The sequence below is a fragment of the Nostoc sp. UIC 10630 genome (assembly GCF_010747425.1).
Classification (GTDB): domain Bacteria; phylum Cyanobacteriota; class Cyanobacteriia; order Cyanobacteriales; family Nostocaceae; genus Nostoc.
The window spans coordinates 1-22,068 of sequence record NZ_JAAGOG010000144.1 but is presented as its reverse complement, the minus strand read 5'-3'; the positions used below and the strand labels follow the sequence as shown (position 1 = coordinate 22,068).

The window sequence follows — 22,068 nt, the reverse complement described above, 5'->3', positions numbered from 1 at the left end:
TCTAGCGCTGGAAGACAGACAACATTTAGTAGCAGACCCTCGTAGATATCTATCACAACTACCGCAAGATGAACAGGGGGAAGACGGCAAGCGTCCCCCTGTTCATCTTGCTGTAGTTGTGATAGATATCTACGAGTTTCTGCTACTAAATGTTGTCTTTCTTCCAGCGCTAGATGTGGATAACTAGCAAATTGCACTGCTAGTCCTTGCCAACGGCGTCGTTCAGTTTGGGGTAAGCCTGTTGGGAATTTGCCCAAAGTCAGGCTTAAAAATTCACTGAAGCGATATTCTCTGCCCACTAAGTCTGTAAAGCCCCGTTCGGCTTCTATTGCCAAGGCTTTGTGCAATCGTATCCAATCTGGTTTTTCATTAGTCATTGGTCATTAGTCATTAGTCATTAGTCATTGGTCATTGGTCATTTGACTCTGGACAAATGACTAATCTTCAAACCAACTAGCACGCCATGCAGCTTCAGCTTCAGCGATCGCTCTCTCTCGATGTTTCTTTTGATACTCTCGTCCTAGCTTGTTTAGCTGAACTAAAATACTGCGGATTTGCCTGCGTTCAGAGGAGAGTGCCACATCAGCAAATTCAATTTCTCCTAGCCGCAGGTTAATAGCCATAATTTGCGTCAGCCCAGAATCTTCTGACTGCTGCTCATTTTCAATTTCAATTACTAAGTTTAATAAGTTGGGTGGCCCTGGCATGACCTCAGCCGATGCTTCTGATGCAGCCGCAGCCGCAGCTGCTAAAATCGGTTCTGGTAATTTTTTAGGTAATACTCCAGATTTTTGTATTAAAACATTAGCATCATGCGAAAGTTTTTTCAGTATATCTTGCGTTACTTCTTCTAAGTTCTGTTGCCATTTTACTAGTTCTATAGGATTAGAGGTGTCGGCGGTGAGAGACTGAGAATTCGAGGTGTCCAGAAGTTCAGAAGATGTTACTTCCTTATTCTCCTCATCTTCATCTTCTTCATCTTCTTTATCTAACCCAACTTCCTGACTTTTAATAGAAGTGAGCAATTGTTCGGCTGCTACTTGCCCCAACTTGCGGATAGCTTGTTGCAATTGCTGGCGCTGATTCAATGACAAATGCAGAAAGTTTTCGGGATACCCCTGTGTACAAAGGTGATAGCTCGCCAGGATCAACTGTTTTCGTACAGCTAGCCCCAAGGTATTTAGATAACTAGCATAAGCGGTTTGTAGTTCTACTGCGATCGCCCGAATCGCTTCTTTTAATGCTGCAATATCCCGTTCAATTCGCTCGATTGCTCTTGCCATATCTTTTCGTTCTTGTCCATGTGAACTATTACATAGTACAAATGTACGAATTTATTTTATAATAACTTCCCAAAGAAGTTTAGATTTTAAATTAAGTGAGATATTTCGCGTCTCTGCTAAAAAAACACAGGTCAGGCTATTTGCTTGACCTGTTTGGTAAAGAGTCATTTGTCATTTGTCCTTTGTCATTTGTGAATGACCCTTCGGGTGATGCCTCCGGCACGCCTAAGGCGAACACCAGTTGCTCATGGGGGAAACCCCCTTCTCTACGAGACGCTCCGCGAAGGCGCTAGCCTCTCCCTTTGGGAGAAGACCGCACTGGCTCACCAATGACCAATGACCAATAATATTATTTACCGCCCATTTGTGCAGCGACTTCATCAGCAAAGCTAATTTCTTGCTTCTCAATGCCTTCGCCCAATATATAGCGGACAAAGCGAGTCACTTGAATATCTTCGCCTAATTGCGCCTTCGATTGCTTAAAAAGGTCTTCGACGGAAATACTCTGATCGCGGATGTAAGGCTGATCGATCAAAGTCAATTCTTTCAGGCGTTTTTCAATCCGTCCCTGAACAATCTTTTCTTTGATATTCTCTGGCTTGTTCGCCAAATCATCCTTGCCCATTTCAATGTCTTTTTCTTTTTGGGCAACTTCGGGGGGGATTTGGTCTACGCTCACATACTCGACATTTGGACAAGCCGCAACTTGCATTGCAGTGTTCCGTGCCAAGCTTTGAAACTCTGAGTTAGCAGCCACTGACTCAGTTTGGGAACCCAGTTCTACTAATACACCAACTCGACCGCCAGTGTGAATGTAGCTGTCTACTACGCCTTGTGTGCCTTCTGCTATTGCAAAATTAACAAAGCGGCGCACTTGGATGTTTTCACCAAGGGTGGCAATAGTTTGCTTGATGGATTCTTCTACAGTCGCACTTTCATTCTCAATATAGGGTTGAGCCAGCAAAGACTCAACACTATCAGCTGTCGCTGCTTGCTTTGCCAGGTTTTTAACTAAAGCTTTAAAAGCCTCGTTACGAGCAACAAAGTCGGTTTGGCAGTTGACTTCGATGAGTACACCCACTCGACCACCTGGCTGAATGTAAGTGTCTACTAGACCTTCTGCCGCAATGCGATCGCTTTTTGCCCCCGCTTTAGAGATGCCCTTTTTCCGTAGCCAGTCTGCGGCTTCTTCTACGTTGCCTTCAGTCTCTATCAGCGCCTTTTTGCAGTCCATCATGCCGGCACCAGTTTTTTGGCGTAGCTCTTGGACGAGTTTTGCAGATATTTCCGCCATTTTGCCTCAATTCCTAACTTGACCTCGAGTTGTAATCACTCACCTAATTTAGTGCTGAGTGCTGAGTTTTGAGTGTTCAGTCATCAATTTTATTCTTCATTGACAAATCACAACTTAACAACTTCAAAAATCAAGACTTAGCACTATCAAATTTGCTGAGTCTTTCTATCTTACTCAGCACTCAACACTCTTAACGGGCTTCCGCTAACAGCACTATTCTTCTGTTTCTTCTTCGGGAATTACGGCATCAGTATATTCGGTTTCTTCGTAGTCATCGTCATACTCACTACCGTCGTAATCTTCGTAATCATCTTCAGCATCTAGCTGACCGTGACGACCTTCATAAATGGCATCTGCCAATTTTCCGACTATCAGCTTAATTGATCTGATAGCATCGTCGTTTGCTGGGATGGGGATATCTACTACATCTGGATCGCAGTTTGTATCCAACATGGACACAATGGGAATATTCAGCTTTTGGCATTCTTGAACTGCGTTATATTCCCGTCGTTGGTCTACGATTACCACGATATCGGGCACTTTCCGCATTGTTTTAATGCCGCCTAAATATTTCTGAAGCTTCGTCATTTCCCGACGTAGCATTGAGGCTTCTTTTTTCGGTAATAAATCTAGTGCGCCAGTTTCTTCACGGCGTTCTAAATCTTTCAAACGGTCAACCCGTGTTTTGATGGTTGCCCAGTTGGTCAACATTCCGCCCAACCAGCGTTGGTTAATGTAGTGGGAACCACAACGGCTAGCTTCTTGGGCGATAATTCCAGCTGCTTGGCGCTTGGTGCCAACAAAAAGAAATTTCTTCCCTTGTTCAGCGTGCGATCGCATGTAATTGTAAGCATTATCCATCAACTGGGCAGTTTGCACCAAGTCGATAATATGCACACCATTGCGGGAAGTATAAATGTAAGGAGACATTTTTGGGTTCCAACGCCGGGTCTGATGCCCAAAGTGAACCCCTGACTCCATCATTTGAGCCAATGAAACTACTGGCATATATTTTCTAACTCCTATTCGGGTTAAACCTCCATCCAAGTGCATTTCCCAATCTGGGAAACACCCGAATTCTCAGATGTGCGAGATTAGTTAACCATACTAGGTTAGCACATTCGCTAGAGTGTTTGGTAAGGGCGATAAAAAGCGCTGCCCACTCAACAATAGGAAGCGCTATGCTTTTATTTAACTCAGAAATTACCAATTAGTTAAACTAGCCCAAAAAACCTATCTACTAGCGTTATTCCTCATCCTTGGGCTTGGGTTTTTGTCGTCTTTGTTCTACCTGCTCGTCGATAGTTTCTCTCATTTTGCGATCGGCAGCGTCCATCGCAGAATACTTAAAACGGTTGATTATGCCACTGAAGAAGTTGCTAAAGAATCTTTCAATTTCCTGCATAATTTAATACCTCGGTATTTAAAGATAAATTCTTGACTTTACATTGGTCTTGGACTTTCTATTGAAAGTTGTAAATAAAACGCTAACCTCTGAAAATGACTGTATAAAACAGTTGCCTCAATCAAATCACTACTGTTGAGATTTCTGAGATTGAAACGTGGTATACCCCATCTATTGTATTCTCTCTACGGTAATAAATATAGCAACGACACAGGTAACAAATTGTTTACTTGGGATTGGGCTGAGATATAAGCAAAACCTGGCAGATGATCTTGAACAACTTAATTTTCTGTTGTAATGATGAAGTTTGAGGGTACTACAATGAAACTATTATTACTCAGTAAAAAATAGATGCAATATCTACGGCGGATATAGCTACAGCAACTCCTGGACTTACAGCCTGTATGTTACTGAATAATATCAGGGTCTACATTGAGCGATCGCAACCTTGCCTTTAACTGTTCTATTTTCAATTCTGCCTGTTCTGCTCGTTGGCGTTCCTGTTCTGCTCGTTGACGTTCCTGTTCTGCTCGTTGACGTTCCTGTTCTACCAGTTCTTCTGCTTGCTGTCTTGCTAAAACTTCCTGTCGTAAAGCTTCTGCCAGTTCATTTGAGATGAGTAATTTTTCCCCGTTATTTTCTCGATAAAACCCAATTAACCTTCCCTCAACCACCAAACGCAGTTGTAACGGTTCACTGCGTCCATCCTCTATAGGTTCGTAGATTTCTCCCCGCAAGCGATAGCCACGTAACTGTTGTTCCACCCACTCGCTTTTAGGGTCAAATAACCAGTATTCCTTGACACCTAGCTGCTCATAGAGAGTCTTTTTAAAGATTTCGTCTTGTCCCTTAGTCCCAAAGGATGTCATTTCAAAAATAACTGTGGGTACTTGACCCTCTTCCCAGATTTTATAGTTGTCCCGACCACCGGGTGCAACATCAAAAATCACCATCACATCTGGGGCTACCCGCAACTTGGGAAAGCCTTGTGCATAGTAAAGAAATTGATTTCCCAATACTGTTGCCTGACGATTTGCCAAATACTGTTGCAGGACTTCTAAGGTAGTTAGCAAGGCATAAAGGTGGTCGTAAGTTTCTGCCACTGGTTGACCATCAGCACTGGGGTAGAAGATTTCTGATTCGACACTAACAGGTAGAGTAGCCGTCATGGTTGTAAAATCAGTGCTACGAGATTATTGTAGAACAACTTTACTTCTCCCTAACTTGGGATGTGCAAGCTTTTCAAAATATAACTAGATAACTCACAAAATCCTTCACCTTCGGCAGCATTGGTAATATAAGCAGGGTGATATTTCAACTGATTCATATATTCCAAAACGTTTGCCACGCCTACAGAAACAGGAAAATAACGCCGATCAAATAAACTTTCGTCATTGGGGCTATCGCCCACAGTAACAATTTGTTCTGGTGAATACTGGGGCAAATATTCGCGCAATACCTGCAACAATCCCAGAGCTTTATCTTGCCCTTGGGGTTTTATGTGACACTGCACGTTGCTATAGGTAAATCCCCAACCCATTTGTTGACAAAGACTGTCTAGGGTTTGTAGTTCATCTTGACTCAAACCAGCTACATCAAAAGTCCAGTCAGTGACGCGAAAGCGATTCTCAGCAGATTCTTGGATTTGAGGAAATTTAGTTTGTAAATTTTCAAACGTCGTAGCCAAGTGCTGGCGATGTTTGGCTAAATCGGAAATAGGTGTTAATACTACTGGTTTGTGATTCCCCGGTGGAAAGTACAAACCACCATTTTCTGCGATCGCACCTGCCACCGGCATCAGGCTACTCAATCCACTCACCCACCCAGCAGAACGTCCAGTGACAATCAGCACCTTAATGTCAACTGCCGCTAAATCCTCTAAAGCTTGTAGCAGTGGGGTAGTAAATTTGCCTCGTCTAGTTAGCGTGCCATCCATGTCTGTGGCTATCAGACGAATATTGCTAAAGCTTGTAGATGAAACGTCAGACAGAACAGGGACGCTCTGGTGTCTGGACATACGTGGTTTTGTAAAAAGCTGTTAAAAATATTAATGATACAGCAAGATGGCATTGAAGATTTGGGCATCCTAAACATCAGGAGTCAAGTTTTTCAGTTTCCAACCATGCCCACTTCGATGTATCTTGCCCAAACCCCAGGAAAGCCTAAAAAAGCATCCCAGGAAGTGCCAGCAAGTAATCCTCAAATACCAACGTTATTGTTGGTAACTTCTGGAGGACTGGCTTTAGTGGTGATTGCTTTGATTGTATATAGTAAACTCCAGATGGATAAGCTGGAGAAAAAAATTAAGTTTGAACAATTCCGCGCGCGAGAATTAGAGAAAAAGTTTAAGCTGGCGCTGGAAACAATTCGCAAAATGGAAACTAATCCCGATTTGGTAAACTCACGGGACTTTAACCTAGATTATCTGCGAATGCGGATGTCAGAGGAAGTGTTTCATTTTGCAATCCTTAATCAAGTGAAGATTCAGATCAAAGAAAAAGTTACTCAAGCTCTGCGGCCAAATCAAGCACAACTTGGATCAGTCGGAATTGCTAATAGCGCTGGACGGCAAGTAGATGAAATTTTTGATGTAGAGTATGAGACTGGTAGCCCAGGGAACTCTGCCAAGCGAGTGCTGTTTCGCATTCAAATCCGATTAATGAAGTTACCGACGCAAGCAACTTCTGCGACTATTAGTCAAATTATTGACTGTATAGAAACTTACTTAAGCCCTATAGAAGATGAAGATAGTTGGCAACCAACAATTCAAGGTCGGATTGCTACTATGCATTGGGATCAAAAGGCTAAACCCACGCCTTTACTGGTTCTGGAGCAATCGAATGAAGGTGTGAATGTGACCTTTCGTACTAGTCGCCAACCAAATGCCCCAACTCCGCCAAACCAACCTGGAATGAAAAAATCAGGCTCGGCTAGACAATAAATTATGGCTATCATTGGTCATTAGTTATTGGTCATTTAGAAAGGACAAATGACTAAATGGGTGCATTTGAGGAATTACGGGTTAAAAGACCATCTTCCATTTCTACGATGCGATCGGCTATGTCTAAAATGCGGTTGTCGTGTGTCACTAATAAGATGGTGGTTCCCTGATTTTTGGCTAGACTCTGCATTATTTCCACAACATCGCGTCCTGATTGTTTGTCTAATGCTGCTGTTGGTTCATCTGCTAGCACCAGTGGAGGACGATTTACTAAGGCGCGAGCGATCGCAATTCTTTGTTTCTGTCCACCAGAAAGATTATCTGGGTAGTAATCAACTCGTTCTTCTAAACCAACAGACCCCAGCATGGCTTTTGATTTAGCCATTGCTTCTGTTTGAGAAATATTATCATTTAACTCTACCGCCATCTGCACATTTTGCTTCGCAGTCAAGAACCCTAGTAAATTGTGAGCTTGAAAAATATATCCAATGTTGCGTCGCATTTGTACCAGTTTGTTTTGACTGACACCAACGAGTTCTTCACCTAAAAATTTTAAACTTCCCTCTTGTACAGACCGCAAACCACCAATTAAACTCAGTAATGTGGTTTTACCGGAACCTGATGGCCCGGTCATAATTACAATTTCACCAGGATAAATTTCTAGGTTAATATCAAATAATATCTGTTTTCTCAATGCGCCTTTGCCATAGTAATGATTGAGATTCTTAATGGCAATTACAGGTTCTTTTTCTATCATGTTTCTGTTAGCTGTAAGTTGGGTTTTCAAAAATTAAGTTTTCTTAATTTTTAACTATAAGGTCTATTGAATTAATTGTTGATTTTAATTAATATTAAATTAATTAAAAGATGTCTGCTGGATCTGCGGAACGTAATTTTCGGACTGCGATCGCACCGGAAATAATACACATCAGCATAGTCAAAATCAAAACCATTACGGCACGATCAAAACTCATAAAAACTGGTAAAAGTGTTGCATCTCTAGCACTTTGATACATAAATAAAGCAAAAACTATTCCAGGAAAATATCCTAAAATGGCTAATAGCAAAGCCTCTTGAAGAATTACCGTTAATAAATAATTTTGTGTATAGCCTATTGCTTTGAGAGTAGCGTATTCAGCTAAGTGATCTGCAACTTCTGTATAAAGAATCTGATAAACAATGACAGTTCCTACAATGAAACCCATGACAGTCCCTAATGTGAAAATAAATCCAATAGCTGTACTGTTTGCCCAATAATTCCGCTCAAAATCAATAAACTCCTGCTTAGTTAAAACATTTACCTCTTTAGGTAAGTATTGTCGTAGTTCTTGAGCAACAACTTGAGCATCTGCTCCCGGTTTTAATCTAATCAGCCCAATATCAATTAATCCTTTTTGACGATTACTGAATATTCGTAGAAAGTTAATATCACTCGTAATTAAATTACCATCTGCACCGAATGATGCACCTAATGTAAATAGTCCCTCTACTTTAATGCGCCGCCTTCGTACTTCTGCTGTTACAGTCTTTCCTTGGCTAAAATTAGCAGCAATAGGCCCATACTCTATCCGAGAAGAACGGTCAAATAAAACTACATCAGGGAGTTTAAGTTTATCTAAGTTCTCTTGAACACCAGGTAAGTTAACTATATTAGTTTCTGGGTTCATTCCAAAAATTAGAATACTACGAGGACGGCCTGTTATAGGATTTTTCCAGATTGTAAAGTCCAAATATATAGGATGTACTGATTGTACTGCGGGTAACTCTAAAGCTTTATATAAACGTCTTTGAGAAAAGCTCCTCATCGCCAAAACAGCGCTAGATTGACTATTAATTAAGACAATATCACCTTGCAAGCTGTTATGAAATCGAACGTTACTATAATATAAGGCATCTCGGAAGCCGAGTTGCATAAACATTAAAATATCAGCAAAAGAAATTCCTGCTAAAGCCACAGCTAGGCGAGTTTTTTCCCTTGTCAGTTGTAGCCACGACAGAGGTATTTTTTGATTCATTTTATAGGTATCCAAGCACAGCTATTATTTACAGCAGAATTCAGAATTTAGTAGTCAGAAACCAGATGTAGCAAGTTTTAATATCTGGTTTTGAAGTTTAGGTTATCTGCCTTACTTAATTACAAAATGCTGTAATTTATCAGGCATTATTTATAGAATGTTTAAAGTTGATAAAACAGCCTAGCCAAGAACATTTCCAATTCAAAGAATCAAATTGGAAATTGAGATTACTGCTCATTCATAACTTAACTAGTTGTTAATTTCAACAACAACTTTAGCGTAAGTTAAACCAGAAACTTTTTGGCTATCTTCTGGAGGCAAAGCAATTTTAACTTCTACAACTCTGGCATCCACATCTGCTGCTGGATCTGTATTTAGCACGTCCTTTTTACCAATTTTTCTGCCAATTTCAGTGACAGTTCCCTTCAATTCGCCGCTAAATGCTCCATTATCGCTGCTGATAGTGGCGTTTTGACCAATTTGCACTTTACCAATGCTGTCTTCGGCTACTTCAGCAATCACATACATTTGGCTAGTTTGGCCAATTTCAGCAATGCCATTTGCACCTATGGCTTCGCCTGACTTGGTGTAAACTTTTAAAATCTCTCCAGCAATTGGTGCTTGAACGTAGCTTAACCTTAGTTGTGCTTCGGCTTTTCTGACATTTGCGATCGCATTACTAACTTGAGCTTGCGCTACTTGCACATCGGTAGGACTAACATCTAAAATTCTGCTTAGTTTGGCCTTTTCTTCCTCAATTTGTCTTTGCAAAGTTGCTAAAGTTTTGTCACGGTTAACTTTCGCTTCGATTAGCTGCTGTTGCAATGTTGCTAAATTTTGTATTTGGTTAGCTCTAGCTTCGGCAAGTTGCTGTCGTATGGTTGCTAATGTCTGCTTTAGGGTAGCTTGGCTTTCAGCCACCTGTTGATTAGAAGTTACTGCACTCAAGCGTCTGCGATCGCGCTCTTGCTGAGAAATCGCACCTTCTCGGTATAAAAAATCATAGCGTCCGGCATCGACTTGGGCATTGCGCTGTTCGGCTCGGATACGTGTAAGCGTTGCTCTGAGAGCTTCTCTTTGTCCACTGAGTTCAGCTTCTAAACGATTCACAGTTGCTTGCTGAACAAGTTTATCCCCACTTAACTGAGCTGCAATCCGGGCGATCGTTGCTTGTTGAGCATCCCTTTCCCCAACAAACTGCGCTTGTAGGCGAGCAACAACTGCTCTTTGAGCTTGAATATCTCTTGGAGATCCAGCCCTAACTTGCGCTAAATTCGCACGGGCTTCTTGCACTTTGGCTTTCGCCTCTTCTAGTCCGGCTATTTGGGTATCGCGGTTGTCCAAAATTGCCAAAATTTGGCCTTGCTTTACTTGTTCACCCTCTCTCACCAGAAGTTGCTGAATTCGTGACGATGGCGATAATCCTGATGATGGGGCGGACAATTTAACAACTTCGCCTCGCGGTTCCAAACGCCCTACAGCACTAATGCTATTGGTAGATGGCATTACGGGTACAGATGTAGTGAGTTTTCTCAGCTGCTCGATTTTAGCTGTACCTAGTATCCCAGCCGCGATTACTATTGGCACAGCTACAGCGATACCCCACCAAATCTTAGGTTGTTCTTGATTAAGTGCCTGCTCACTTGGCTTTGGCTTTTCAGTCACCCTTGACATAGTATGTTGCCCGTTTACCTGAATTGTGCTGATGGAAGTAAAAATAAAAGGGTTTTTAATCAACAGCCAGCTGCTTAGGACAAACAACAGTGCTTTAAAGCTGGGTATGGCTTAAAATCCATTGCGTGATGAACGCTCAACACTATGGTTTTGCAAAATGGTGTTTTCTATAGCGATGTCTTACGACAAGACGCTGACGCTCGTTCTCTGCGAGACGCTACGCGAACGTCGCTAATGCGTCTACGCTCGTACCCTACGGTTAGCAATACTTGTCGGGTTTTGGGGGAAAGGGACTTTATATATCGAGCCTTCCACTCCTTTCCCCTTTAACCGAGCAGTATTGTTACGGGTAGCCGCTATGCGTCTATGTATGCAATACATTGACCTCACTTCCATTCCTCTTGCTTTTTAGGAGAGAAGAATGGAAGTTTGCTTACTTACTTGGGATTAGGTCTGTATTGAAACCGAGAAGCGCTATAGTAGCTGGCTATTCAATAACTCTGAGTATTATTGAGACATGAGTGCAATGGAAATTAGCAGAATTAACAAGCCTAGATATAGAGACGCGATATATCATGTCTCTACACAAAATCCCAAAATGGTATGATGCGATACTGTACTGCTACATCAACTACGGCTACAGTTGTCACAAAATTGACAAAAATAGACTGTTGCCTTGTTTGGATACAATCTTGCTACAAAAGTTAGTCTTCCTTAAGTGAATGAATGATTAACTAACTAAAAAATATCTATCAACTTGAGCATTCCTAACATCAGAGTTTCCTTAACTTTCTGGTCAATGAGTTAGCTGTCTCTAGTTGCTTGCACCTGCCAAGACAACCAACCATTTTGTGATATTTGCTTCAAAGACCTGACTACTCTCCCTGTTGGCGTTTTGGGACTCCATTAAACTCTCGTTGAATGAATTCTACATTTATCTGTGACGCGAAAACGTAACAGAGCCTACAGATGGGGAGATGGGGGAATGATTAAGTTGGAAGGTCGAATAAAACTGTGGTCATATAATTTTCTGCCCAAACTGGACCAAAGGCTTTTTCTAGTACGCGGCGGGTTTTATCGTTTTGCTGCTGTTTGGTGCAGTAGTTGTGTTGTCCAGCGAGATTTTGTGTAACTTGTTCGACTGAAACAGGATGTGAGGCGATCGCTTGCATACAATGAATGTCTAAAAATTCTCGCACACGCGATAGAAACATTGCTTCTTCTTCTGGGGAACCGGGACGCACAAAGATGCAAAAATCCGAAAAAATATTTCCCCATTCTGGTAATTCACGGGGTTGGGAAAAGTTAAGCACTGGTAGCTGTGCCAGTTCAGTAGTATAAGATTCTGGTAAAGTGCGCTCTAATTGGATAGGGGAAAGGTCTGCGATCGCTGCACTAATTTGACCTCTACCCCCAACTAAATCGCAACCAAACATCGGCAGGTTGTATTCTGGACGGGGAAACATAACGCAGTGCAAAATATCCAGCATATTTCCGATTTTTGCCAGTTCCAAGTGCATCTTCCGAAACTGGGGCGTTTGATAGCACCGATTTTCAATCGTCAGTTTTTCGCCTTCTAGTCTACCTTCCACATACCCCAACTCATCAGGCAAATGGTAGGGCGATAGATCCAGGTGCTGATGCCAAGCTGCCTCAATACAATCAGCTAGCTGACGAATTAGGGGATGTTGTTGCTCACGCAGCGAGGGCATAGAAGTAAATGACATAAGCTAGTTGGGAATGCGAATCTAATGCCCAGTCTACAACCTGTCGTGCCACACCTGTGTGGTCTGCAATATAAGCAAACAGTTCCACACAGCCAACGTAAAGTTATACGACAGATGCTTTTCACAAAGATTATTTATTTTGTAGTCTAGGTTACAGAAATAATTTTAGATTAGCCCACTTGTGAAGGCTAATAGAAAGCTATGAAACTAGATTCTCGTAGACCAGATTTTGCTGTGCAACCAAGAAGGCAGAATCTGGATGATTTAAATTGGGTAAAACTTTTGCAACTTCCTAACCCCTTTAGTTTTGACGAAGCACTTTTATTATGTCCGGTTTCAGCAGATGAGTGGCTAGCCTGGATTCCAGATCATGGGGAGGCGATACTCAATATTAGACATTTTTGCTACTAATCATAAAGTAGTTTTACTATTTAATGTTTGAAAATATACTGAAGTGGCAAGGCTAAAATGTTGCAAAAAAATTGTAGGTTGGGGAGCCACTGCGTTGCACGGGTTCCCCGCGTTGTAGCAAGTGGCGTTGGAGGCTTTGCGTAATCCAACATTCTGATATATGTTGGGTTACGCTCCACTTCACCCAACCTACTAGCGTGACATGCTTAAAATGTTGGGTTTAAAAAACTCACAAAAATCAAAATTTAATCATTAACAGAATTACTCAACCCAATAAATTAAGCTTGCCGCGCTACTACGTCTAATACACTATTTTAGCCTTGACACGCTACTACAATACCTAATTTTTTTCATAAATCAAATCGGATTCCTATAGGATTATCTCAGTGATAACTATGAAAAAAATATTTTCTAATTAAATTGAATGATACAGCTTGGTACAGATAATTGCCGAAAAATTCCAAATTATCTGGTGAATTGATTCACAACAGATGTACTCTGAATACGCCATTTACCTCGTTCTCGAATCAAATCATACCGAACTCTCAATTTATCATTAGAAGAGTTTTTAAACTGACCATTTTCATATAACTGCGTCACTTCATTGACCGTAGCTTCTACTGCGGCACGATCTGCAAATAAACCAATTTTCTCAACAGCTTCTATCTTCAAACTATGGTCGAACTTGCGGTAGCGATTGTCTAACCTATTCTGTTGAGCAATCAGTCGCCATTGAGATAAAGCTGAACCAGTTAAAATTTGCTCTAAATTATTAATCTCATGATTTGACCCTAAAGCTGCGGCTTTGGTAGATAACCAAGTGTAAATAACTTTTTCTGCCTCTGCACTTGTTAAAGGGCCTTCTTCTAATTCTGGTTTTCTATTTGGATCGGGAATAGGTAGCGGTGGTTGGTTTATTTGTACAAACAACTGTAGATCCGGCGGAGAAGGTTGAGGAAAAAACAGATTTTTTAACCATCCAAAAGTTGTTGTAGCTAATACCCAGAAAACTAATATGCTCACCAAAGAAATAAACACTCTCCATACCAGCCGTGTTTTACCTTCTATGGTGTTCGCAAAAGTTCGCCGCCGTCGGGGACGACGAGAATGAGGACGATTATCTGGTATACGCTCTCGGCTAGCAGATGGAGTGGGTTTTCTCCGCCTACGCTTTTGGTTATGGCCAGATGCAGCACTCTTACCTGAACCGTTCAAATGCTGATTAGTGCCTCTGCTCATCCGTTCAGCAGCAGGAACCTCTGATTTTATACTTCCAGATGAACTCCACATCTGTGGTGAAAAGTTTGGATATTCAGACGTTTCTTTTGTTGGTGTTTCTGGCAAATCTGGGTTAGGTACTCTGCTGTGATTAAATGACGCTGGACTCTTAGTTGAATTGTTATGAAAATGAGTATTCTTTGCCTTGGTCTGGGGAAAATACTGGGGGTTAATTACAGCCCATTCATTAGTTGTTTCGGCATCAGTTGGCAGTGCTTCTAAATAAGCTTGTACCTGTTGGTTAGCAAAATAATCTTTTAAAAAAGCTTGCTGGTTTGCTAAATCTCGAAAATGGGGAAAGACTTCGTGTTGCAGCCACTGTTCTGCATATAAACACAGACCCGGTAACAAATCTGGAGAGTCCTGAGATTTTTCCCGAATAAAAGCTAAAGCTTCGTACTCCTGACTAAGTTCTAAAACCCGAGTTGCTTCTTCAGTTTGTCCCAAAAGTAAGGCACATAGCGATTGTTCTAAATGTACATCTTGGCGCTTGCCCAGACGCACGAGCATTTGTCTTGCTTGACGAATTAAAGCAGGTTGCCGTTGAGCAAATCCTCGCGCTATCAAGGCATAAACAGCTAAGTAAGTGGCAACAGCAGAAGAACGTTTGCTTTGAGCTTCAAATAACTTGTGCTGTTCTGCAACTGTTAAGTGGTTGCGTAACTGCTGGATAAATCGCAGAAAGTCATCTATGTTTAAACCCGATTCATCATTGTTCGTGCCATCAATCCCGCCACGATCTTCTAAGAGATTTTGCAATAATTCTAAGCCTTGGCTTCGTTCGGCAGTCTTTTCTTGAGGTAATGCAAGCAACTCCAAAATTCGATATGGCCGCAATTTGTAAAGATCAGCCTGAATTTCTGCCTGAATGCTGGAGAACAAACCTTCCCGTACTAGCAGTTCTTGACCAGTTTCTAGGGATATGGCGGCATTTTCGTAGTGACCTTGCTGCCATTGTTCCCGACCTAATTCTAGGCAAGCAAGAGCAACAGTAAGAACGACATCTGGGTGTTCAGCACTTTCATAAATTTCTTCGTCTGCTAAGTTATTGCTCTTTCTTGCACTTGTAGCACTATTTTTATTTACCAGGTACGGACGACCTAGTTTTAGTACAAGTTCGTATTCCCCCAACTCTTGCAAAATTAATAAAGCGCCAACTAATTCGTCTTGGGTAATTTCGATACCAAGACTCTGGGTATCACTACCCCTTTTGGTGCTTTCTGTACGATTTTCCTGTGCTACTGCGGCAGCAGCAAGGTTATCAGGGTCATAGGCGTGGGCAAGATAAAGCTGATCGTAGGTACTGCGTTGTTTTGGATCTGATAAAACCACGTAAGCTTCTTCTATGAGTTGTTTACGAGAAGAAATTGCTGCCTGAGAATACTCACGTCGCGGCAATTGTACAATGCGATCGCTGTATGCCTGTCGCAATTGTTCTTCACTTGCCGCTAACGGTAGTCCTAAAATTCGGTAGTAATCTAGCGGAATTCGCACAGCCTACTTCCCCTGCACCGTGATCAACATAATTTACCTAGAGCTTTCCAGGTCTGTAAAACCGTGCCATAAAAATGCCGTATAGAATTTACTCTACAAGTGTATATTGCAACAACCTGTTTTGTACCTTCCCGAAATTTTGAGTCACATTCTAGTACTAATTTTTTGCTTTCGCCCAGAAAGCCTCAATTGTTTGTCTTAATTCTTAGTATTTTTGTTTAACACAACTATTATCAGCCTTCGATAGCACAAACCACAACTACCGCTTTTAATCACGGCATAAATGTTGTGGTTGCAAGAATCTATTGATAATTGATTTTTTTGATACTTTCCCAGTACGAAGTAACAAAAATACTACTATTGGGGACTCGACCCTGATAACGGGAGAATAAAAATAATATCATAATTAACCTTTAATTACAATTACCTATTTGGGTATATGGACTTTTGCTTCATTTTTTCTAAATTGTTAATGGATATGCAGAAAGCTGTCTATCTTGATTGCTAGTCTATGAAGGGGAATAGTGAGAGAGAAAAACCCAAAGCGATATATATTGTCGTTAGAGTCAAATCCTCACGGGGTATGGGCTGAAAAGTTAAAAATCAAAAATTAAAAATTCAGCTATTCCCTAAGACCCTTTTTTGGTGCATAAATAAAGTTTGATTGTTGAGTCTTACAAACGCTAGCCTGTTAAAAGCCGAGGTGTTATCAGACCAACTTATTTAAGACCGTAACTTTAAGTTGTACAACAGGGATACTCAAAAATAATGGTTCAAGAGCGTACTTTACCCACATTTAATCCTGCTACTACGCAAATTACTAAAGAAGAAGGGTTATGGTTGTATGAGGATATGGTTTTAGGGCGCTTGTTTGAAGACAAGTGCGCTGAAATGTACTACAGGGGCAAAATGTTTGGTTTTGTCCATTTGTACAACGGTCAAGAAGCTGTTTGTACGGGTGTTGTACAGTCAATGCGACCGGGTGAAGATTACGTTTGTAGTACTTACCGCGACCACGTTCATGCTTTGAGTGCGGGAGTACCAGCAAGAGAGGTAATGGCAGAATTATTTGGCAAAGCCACAGGTTGCAGCAAAGGGCGCGGTGGTTCCATGCACATGTTTTCTGCGGAACATCGGTTGCTGGGTGGCTATGCTTTTGTGGCTGAGGGAATTCCTGTAGCAGCTGGAGCGGCTTTTCAAAGCAAATACCGCCGCGAAGTGCTGGGAGATAAAAATGCTGACCAAGTTACGGCTTGCTTTTTTGGCGACGGTGCAGCTAACAACGGTCAGTTTTTCGAGACACTAAACATGGCAGCTCTATGGAAACTGCCAATTCTTTTTGTAGTCGAAAATAATAAGTGGGCTATTGGGATGTCTCATGAGCGGGCAACTTCCCAGCCAGAGATTTATAAAAAAGCCAGTGCCTTTAACATGGTGGGCGTGGAAGTAGATGGTATGGATGTTCTAGCTGTCCGAGCCGTCGCTCAAGAAGCTGTAGCCCGTGCCCGTGCAGGTGAAGGCCCAACATTAATTGAGGCGCTTACCTACCGCTTCCGTGGTCACTCCTTGGCTGACCCAGATGAAATGAGGAGCAAAGCTGAGAAAGAATTTTGGTTTGCCCGTGACCCAATTAAGAAGCTGGCTGCTTATTTGCTGGAGCAAAATCTAGCGAATGAGGCAGAAATCAAAGCTATTGATCGTAAAATTCAGGATGTAATCGACGAGGCAGTTAAATTCGCCGAAAACAGCCCCGAACCAGACCCCAGCGAGTTATATCGTTTCGTGTTTGCAGAAGACGAATAAACAGTGCTGAGTTATGAGTGCTGAGTGCTGAGTACTTTTTATTTTGCTCAGGACTCAGCACTATGTACTCAGTACTACACCTTACTCAGGACTAAAATTTGTGTTTAGCATTGCAGTTCAACAGCAACAGTACAAGACGTACATTCTTTCTGATGAAGCCGCTGGTTCTCAATTGGAAGTCGTACCTGAACGCGGTGGTATCATCACTCGTTGGCGCATTCAAGGACAAGAAATTTTCTACTTAGACACTGAACGCTTTACTCATCCTGATTTGAGTGTTAGAGGTGGGAACCCAATTTTGTTTCCTATTTGTGGCAATCTCCCAGATAATACTTACATCCACAACGGGCAAAAATATACTCTCAAACAACACGGTTTTGCCCGTGAATTGCCGTGGAAAGCAACAGAACAGGAAACTGGAGATAAAGCTAGTCTCACTGTTGTTCTTGATAGCAATGAGCAAACTAAGGCAGTTTATCCTTTTGATTTTCAACTGGCTTTCACCTACGAACTTCAAGGTAATACCCTAGAAGTCCGCCAGCAGTATAAAAACTTATCATCCACACCAATGCCCTTTTCGGCTGGTTTCCATCCCTACTTTTTATGTGGTGATAAAACTCAGCTAGATGTTGAAATTCCTTCAAAGCAGTATCAAGACAATCAAACTAAGGAATTTCACTCTTTTGATGGCAATTTTGACTTTAGCCGTGACGAAATTGATTTTGCCTTTGGACAGCTAACGAGTAAATCAGCCACTGCGATAGATCGTAGCCGGAAGTTAAAACTCACCTTGGATTATGATGATTTCTCTACCTGGCTGGTATTTTGGACAGTCAAGGGCAAAGAATTCTACTGTCTAGAACCGTGGAGTGCCACCCGTAACTCTCTCAATACTGGTGATAACCTGACTGTGTTAGCACCAGGAGCTAGCCACACAGCATCTGTAAGGTTGACCGCTAATTTTTTCTAAACCCCTTTACAAATCTACAGATGTATATGCTATGATTGCAAAGTTGCGAAATGCAGCGAAAGGGTCGCTAACTCAACGGTAGAGTACTCGGCTTTTAACCGATTAGTTCCGGGTTCGAATCCCGGGCGACCCATATAAAGGTTTAAGTAACACTCGCCTCTGCTTTTATATCAAAAGCAGAGGCGAGTTTTATTATTAGTAAATTTGTTAGGACTAACGCAAATAATAGCCGAAACCCTAATTTTCAGATAGGGGCGATACCCTGCGGGAAAGCGCCTTGCCTCTACAACGTTTGGTTTTGCATAAAGTCCTATTTGTGAATGCGATCGCTCTGGATGCTCCCAAATTTTCGGTTAAGCGATCGCTATAGTGCGATCGCCCATTATCAAATCTGTTAGTTAGCAGATGTGTGAATTTGGTCATTTGCTCGCATGGGCCTTTTTATTAAATTCAAATTTCACATCGGTGAGTTTTTCTGATACTTCCCATAGTTTTTTAGCGATCGCTTGATCTTTGGATAACTCGTTTGATTCGACTTTTATTGGATAGCCGCGCATCTCCATAAACCCATTGGGGCCGAAATATTCTGCGCCTTTTAAGCCTGCTTCGGTTGCCGCCCGCAGAGTTGGTAATGCGCCCATCGTGATGTCTTGAGCAAGGATGCCGTTGAGATATTTCACAACGCCACCCGCAGTTCTCTGCAATTCGGTTGCTGTCCAGCCAGGATGCGAGGCGGTTACAAGTGTGTCGATACCGTTATCTTTTAGCTTTCGGTCGAGTTCGTAGGTAAACAAGAGGTTGGCAAGTTTGCTGTCGCCGTAGGCTTTCCATTTGGCATAACTTCTCTTTTCCCAATTCAAATCATCGAAATCTATTTTGCCTATACTATGTGCGCCGCTCGAAACATTGACAATTCGTGAGCCTTCGGTGTCAATCAAACGTTCCAAAAGCTGTCCTGTCAAAGCAAAATGTCCGAGATGATTAGTGCCGAACTGCAATTCAAAACCGTCCGTCGTTTTTGAATACGGTGGAATCATCACACCTGCATTATTAATCAGTAAATCCAGACGCACATAATTTTTCTGAAAGTTTTCAGCGAAATTTTTAACTGATGCTAAATTCGCCAAATCAAGTTCCATTACCTTTACGTCGGCATCTTTATTCTGTTGAAGAATTTTTGCCAATGCCTTGTTTCCTTTGTCCAAATTGCGAACCGCAATAATTACAGACGCTTGTTTATTAGCTAAAACCTTCGCCGTCTCATAACCGATACCACTGCTTGAACCCGTTACAATTGCTACTCTTCCTTTTTGACTTAGAATATTTTCCGCGTTCCATTTTTCATTTTTCATTTTATTTACTCCTATTTAATTAATCGAACGTTCATTTAATTAATTCCCAAAAAAAAGAATTAATTCGTTACTGCGTCCCACGCAATTTTATAGGCGGTTTCTAACATTTTTTCATCCAAAATCAAAGCACCACTAAAATGCTCTTTAATCAATCCAGTCAGAGGTGCAAAGGTAAAAGCGGTAAAAATTTCCAGGGAAATTTCCTTAAAAACTTTCTCCTCTTTACCGCGATTGAACAAATCTAACATTGGCTTGAAATAGCTCGAACTTTCATCTTTACAAATGCGGTCAACCATAGGGGAATTAGCAAATTGCTCTGTAAAAGCAAATCTGACCGGATTTTTAATTGCGTATTGATAATAATTATTCCAGATCATTTTAAAGGCTTTCTCTACAGATAGGTTCTGGTTAACACCTTTCAAAATTTCTGCACTCATTTCCTGCTTTACGAACAAATATATTTTATTGAGAAGGTTTTCCTTGTTTTCAAAATAGACATATATTGTCGCGGGCGAAACATTCGCTGTTTTTGCAATTTTCGACATCGAAGTATCAGCAAAACCATTTGCAGTAATCAGTTCGATTGCCGCATCACAGATTGCTTGATTTTTTTTGTCGTCTTTGTGCCTCATAATTTTTATAATAAACGAACATTCGGTTATCGTCCAGTGAATAATTTTGATGATAGCGATACCTGCGGTGGTAACAAACTTGTACTGAGCATCTCGACTTCGCTCGATGGAACCGCAGGCGAAATACAACTTTCCTACGGGACGCTACGCGAACGCGGAAACAAGCTACGCTATATTTAATGTGAGTATCCGTTGGAGACTCACGTTAATTTATGTAAACTATGCATGGTTTGACCCCAAATCCAATAGTTAGGGAAAAACACCCTGAGAGCATTTGTCAGAAGTTAGTGTGTTTAAGTTGAAGCGATCGCTTTGAGATGACCATTTGGGATACTAGGCTACCAGAGCTACTAGCTGTAGGGTAACTAAATCTACAGCGATACAGAGCAACGATGGTTCATAGTACAGGAGTATAGAACATAGTTATAGTAACGATGGCATAAACTTTTTCAACATAGATACACGACACTAGTTATAATTTCCTATAAGTTGAAAAAACTCTTAAGATTTAGCGTAATAAATACGCTTCTCTCAGACCGACTAGCTGACAACCACATTAGGAGGACTATCTATGGCGCTTGTACCACTGCGGCTGCTGTTGGATCACGCAGCTGAAAACGGTTACGGCATCCCAGCTTTCAACGTTAACAATTTGGAGCAGATTCAGGCAATCCTGAAGGCTGCTGTAGAGACAGATAGCCCCGTCATTTTACAAGCTTCACGCGGCGCTCGTAATTATGCTGGCGAAAACTTCCTCCGCCACCTGATTTTGGCTGCGGTAGAAACCTATCCTCACATTCCCATTGTCATGCACCAAGATCATGGGAATGCTCCTGCTACCTGCTACTCAGCAATTAAGAACAACTTCACCAGCGTGATGATGGATGGTTCTTTAGAAGCTGATGCTAAAACTCCTGCTAGCTTCGAGTACAACGTCAATGTTACCCGCGAAGTTGTAAATGTAGCTCATGCTTTGGGTGTCAGTGTTGAAGGTGAACTCGGTTGTTTGGGTTCTCTAGAAACTGGTGCTGGTGAAGCTGAAGATGGTCACGGGTTTGAAGGTACACTCGACCACTCACAACTGCTAACCGATCCCGATGAAGCTGTTGACTTCGTAGAAGCAACCCAAGTAGATGCTTTGGCTGTTGCCATTGGCACAAGCCACGGTGCTTACAAATTTACCCGCAAGCCGACTGGTGAAATTTTGGCCATCAGCCGCATTGAAGAAATTCACCGCCGTCTGCCTAACACCCACTTGGTAATGCACGGTTCATCCTCTGTACCTGAAGATTTACTTGCACTGATTAACCAGTATGGTGGTGCAATTCCTGAAACCTACGGTGTACCTGTAGAAGAAATCCAAAAAGGTATCAAGAGTGGTGTACGTAAAGTAAATATCGACACCGATAACCGTTTGGCAATTACTGCTGCTGTACGTGAAGCTTTGGCTAAAAAACCAGAGGAGTTTGACCCCCGTCACTTCCTCAAGCCTTCTATTACATACATGCAAAAGGTTTGTGCTGAACGCTATCAACAATTTGGCACAGCTGGCAATGCAAGCAAGATTAAGCAAATTTCTTTGGAAGATTTTGCTGCTAAGTATGCTAAAGGTGAACTAAACGTTGTCACCAAAGCTGCTGCTAAAGTTTAATTCTGATTACCAATAAATAGGTGCATAGTACTGCTATGCTCCTAAAAAATTGAAGATTCTAATATTGACACAAACCGGGTATTTACCCGGTTTTTTATTTTATTTGTAAGGGTTGGGGATGGGGAATGGGGAATGGGG

General features: G+C 41.7%; 19 protein-coding genes, 1 tRNA gene and 1 pseudogene. 6 read left to right on the top strand and 15 right to left on the bottom strand.

The annotated features are described in order from the left end of the window. The 7 genes and pseudogenes from G1O98_RS26680 to G1O98_RS26650 form a co-directional block, all read right to left on the bottom strand. Positions 1 to 377 (bottom strand): annotated as a pseudogene (locus G1O98_RS26680) (hypothetical protein); the annotation flags it as partial. A gap of 60 nt (positions 378 to 437) precedes the next feature. After that, positions 438 to 1,283 carry a hypothetical protein gene (locus tag G1O98_RS26675; RefSeq protein ID WP_163934268.1) on the bottom strand — a complete coding sequence of 282 codons (846 nt, stop codon included), beginning with the start codon at positions 1,281 to 1,283 and terminating at the stop codon, positions 438 to 440. A gap of 349 nt (positions 1,284 to 1,632) precedes the next feature. Continuing rightward, a complete protein-coding gene (gene tsf / locus G1O98_RS26670; protein WP_163934266.1) occupies positions 1,633 to 2,577 on the bottom strand; it encodes a translation elongation factor Ts in 945 nt (314 codons plus the stop codon). A 213-nt stretch (positions 2,578 to 2,790) separates the two neighbouring features. After that, on the bottom strand, positions 2,791 to 3,585 hold the full coding sequence (gene rpsB / locus G1O98_RS26665; RefSeq protein WP_163934263.1) for a 30S ribosomal protein S2: 795 nt from the start codon (positions 3,583 to 3,585) through the stop codon (positions 2,791 to 2,793). A gap of 238 nt (positions 3,586 to 3,823) precedes the next feature. Then, the gene (locus tag G1O98_RS26660; RefSeq protein WP_163934259.1) at positions 3,824 to 3,982 is read right to left on the bottom strand and encodes a hypothetical protein; all 159 of its coding nucleotides are present in this window, start codon (positions 3,980 to 3,982) and stop codon (positions 3,824 to 3,826) included. A gap of 407 nt (positions 3,983 to 4,389) precedes the next feature. Further along, positions 4,390 to 5,151 carry a Uma2 family endonuclease gene (locus G1O98_RS26655; protein WP_163934257.1) on the bottom strand — a complete coding sequence of 254 codons (762 nt, stop codon included), beginning with the start codon at positions 5,149 to 5,151 and terminating at the stop codon, positions 4,390 to 4,392. Between the two features lie 50 nt (positions 5,152 to 5,201). Continuing rightward, positions 5,202 to 5,999 carry an HAD family hydrolase gene (locus tag G1O98_RS26650; protein ID WP_163934255.1) on the bottom strand — a complete coding sequence of 266 codons (798 nt, stop codon included), beginning with the start codon at positions 5,997 to 5,999 and terminating at the stop codon, positions 5,202 to 5,204. Between the two features lie 105 nt (positions 6,000 to 6,104). Here G1O98_RS26650 and G1O98_RS26645 point away from each other — a divergent pair, with 105 nt between their 5' ends. Then, a complete protein-coding gene (locus G1O98_RS26645; RefSeq protein ID WP_163934274.1) occupies positions 6,105 to 6,923 on the top strand; it encodes a hypothetical protein in 819 nt (272 codons plus the stop codon). 52 nt (positions 6,924 to 6,975) lie between these two features. On the opposite strand, the gene G1O98_RS26640 is transcribed toward G1O98_RS26645, so the two are convergent. The 4 genes from G1O98_RS26640 to G1O98_RS26625 form a co-directional block, all read right to left on the bottom strand. Beyond that, positions 6,976 to 7,680, bottom strand: coding sequence for a DevA family ABC transporter ATP-binding protein (locus tag G1O98_RS26640; protein ID WP_012411823.1), 705 nt, complete (start codon positions 7,678 to 7,680; stop codon positions 6,976 to 6,978). Positions 7,681 to 7,783: 103 nt separating this feature from the next. After that, positions 7,784 to 8,938, bottom strand: coding sequence for an ABC transporter permease DevC (gene devC / locus G1O98_RS26635; protein WP_163934253.1), 1,155 nt, complete (start codon positions 8,936 to 8,938; stop codon positions 7,784 to 7,786). Positions 8,939 to 9,187: 249 nt separating this feature from the next. Continuing rightward, positions 9,188 to 10,612, bottom strand: a complete 1,425-nt coding sequence (locus G1O98_RS26630; protein WP_163934252.1) for an HlyD family efflux transporter periplasmic adaptor subunit — start codon at positions 10,610 to 10,612, stop codon at positions 9,188 to 9,190. 989 nt (positions 10,613 to 11,601) lie between these two features. Continuing rightward, positions 11,602 to 12,339, bottom strand: a complete 738-nt coding sequence (locus tag G1O98_RS26625; RefSeq protein WP_163934250.1) for a phycocyanobilin:ferredoxin oxidoreductase — start codon at positions 12,337 to 12,339, stop codon at positions 11,602 to 11,604. Between the two features lie 201 nt (positions 12,340 to 12,540). On the opposite strand from G1O98_RS26625, the gene G1O98_RS26620 reads away from it, so the two are divergent. After that, the gene (locus G1O98_RS26620) at positions 12,541 to 12,750 is read left to right on the top strand and encodes a hypothetical protein (RefSeq protein WP_163934248.1); all 210 of its coding nucleotides are present in this window, start codon (positions 12,541 to 12,543) and stop codon (positions 12,748 to 12,750) included. A gap of 465 nt (positions 12,751 to 13,215) precedes the next feature. On the opposite strand, the gene G1O98_RS26615 is transcribed toward G1O98_RS26620, so the two are convergent. After that, a complete protein-coding gene (locus G1O98_RS26615; protein WP_163934246.1) occupies positions 13,216 to 15,522 on the bottom strand; it encodes an IMS domain-containing protein in 2,307 nt (768 codons plus the stop codon). 768 nt (positions 15,523 to 16,290) lie between these two features. Here G1O98_RS26615 and pdhA point away from each other — a divergent pair. From pdhA to G1O98_RS26600, 3 genes are all read left to right on the top strand, one after another. Then, complete coding sequence (gene pdhA / locus G1O98_RS26610; RefSeq protein ID WP_114080372.1) at positions 16,291 to 17,325, top strand: pyruvate dehydrogenase (acetyl-transferring) E1 component subunit alpha; 1,035 nt, start codon at positions 16,291 to 16,293, stop codon at positions 17,323 to 17,325. Between the two features lie 100 nt (positions 17,326 to 17,425). Continuing rightward, positions 17,426 to 18,295, top strand: a complete 870-nt coding sequence (locus G1O98_RS26605; RefSeq protein WP_163934244.1) for an aldose epimerase — start codon at positions 17,426 to 17,428, stop codon at positions 18,293 to 18,295. Between the two features lie 61 nt (positions 18,296 to 18,356). Further along, positions 18,357 to 18,428 (top strand) — tRNA-Lys (locus tag G1O98_RS26600). A gap of 104 nt (positions 18,429 to 18,532) precedes the next feature. Here G1O98_RS26600 and G1O98_RS26595 read toward each other — a convergent pair. The 3 genes from G1O98_RS26595 to G1O98_RS26585 are packed head-to-tail and all read right to left on the bottom strand — an operon-like array spanning position 18,533 to position 20,408. Next, positions 18,533 to 18,718, bottom strand: a complete 186-nt coding sequence (locus G1O98_RS26595) for a hypothetical protein (protein ID WP_163934242.1) — start codon at positions 18,716 to 18,718, stop codon at positions 18,533 to 18,535. Then, positions 18,715 to 19,647, bottom strand: coding sequence for an SDR family NAD(P)-dependent oxidoreductase (locus G1O98_RS26590; protein WP_163934240.1), 933 nt, complete (start codon positions 19,645 to 19,647; stop codon positions 18,715 to 18,717). The genes G1O98_RS26595 and G1O98_RS26590 overlap by 4 nt, the downstream gene beginning before the upstream one ends. A gap of 59 nt (positions 19,648 to 19,706) precedes the next feature. Continuing rightward, a complete protein-coding gene (locus tag G1O98_RS26585; RefSeq protein ID WP_243458548.1) occupies positions 19,707 to 20,408 on the bottom strand; it encodes a TetR/AcrR family transcriptional regulator in 702 nt (233 codons plus the stop codon). A gap of 442 nt (positions 20,409 to 20,850) precedes the next feature. Here G1O98_RS26585 and fba point away from each other — a divergent pair, with 442 nt between their 5' ends. Further along, the gene (fba, locus tag G1O98_RS26580; protein WP_100898838.1) at positions 20,851 to 21,930 is read left to right on the top strand and encodes a class II fructose-bisphosphate aldolase; all 1,080 of its coding nucleotides are present in this window, start codon (positions 20,851 to 20,853) and stop codon (positions 21,928 to 21,930) included. The last annotated feature ends 138 nt before the right edge of the window (positions 21,931 to 22,068 follow it).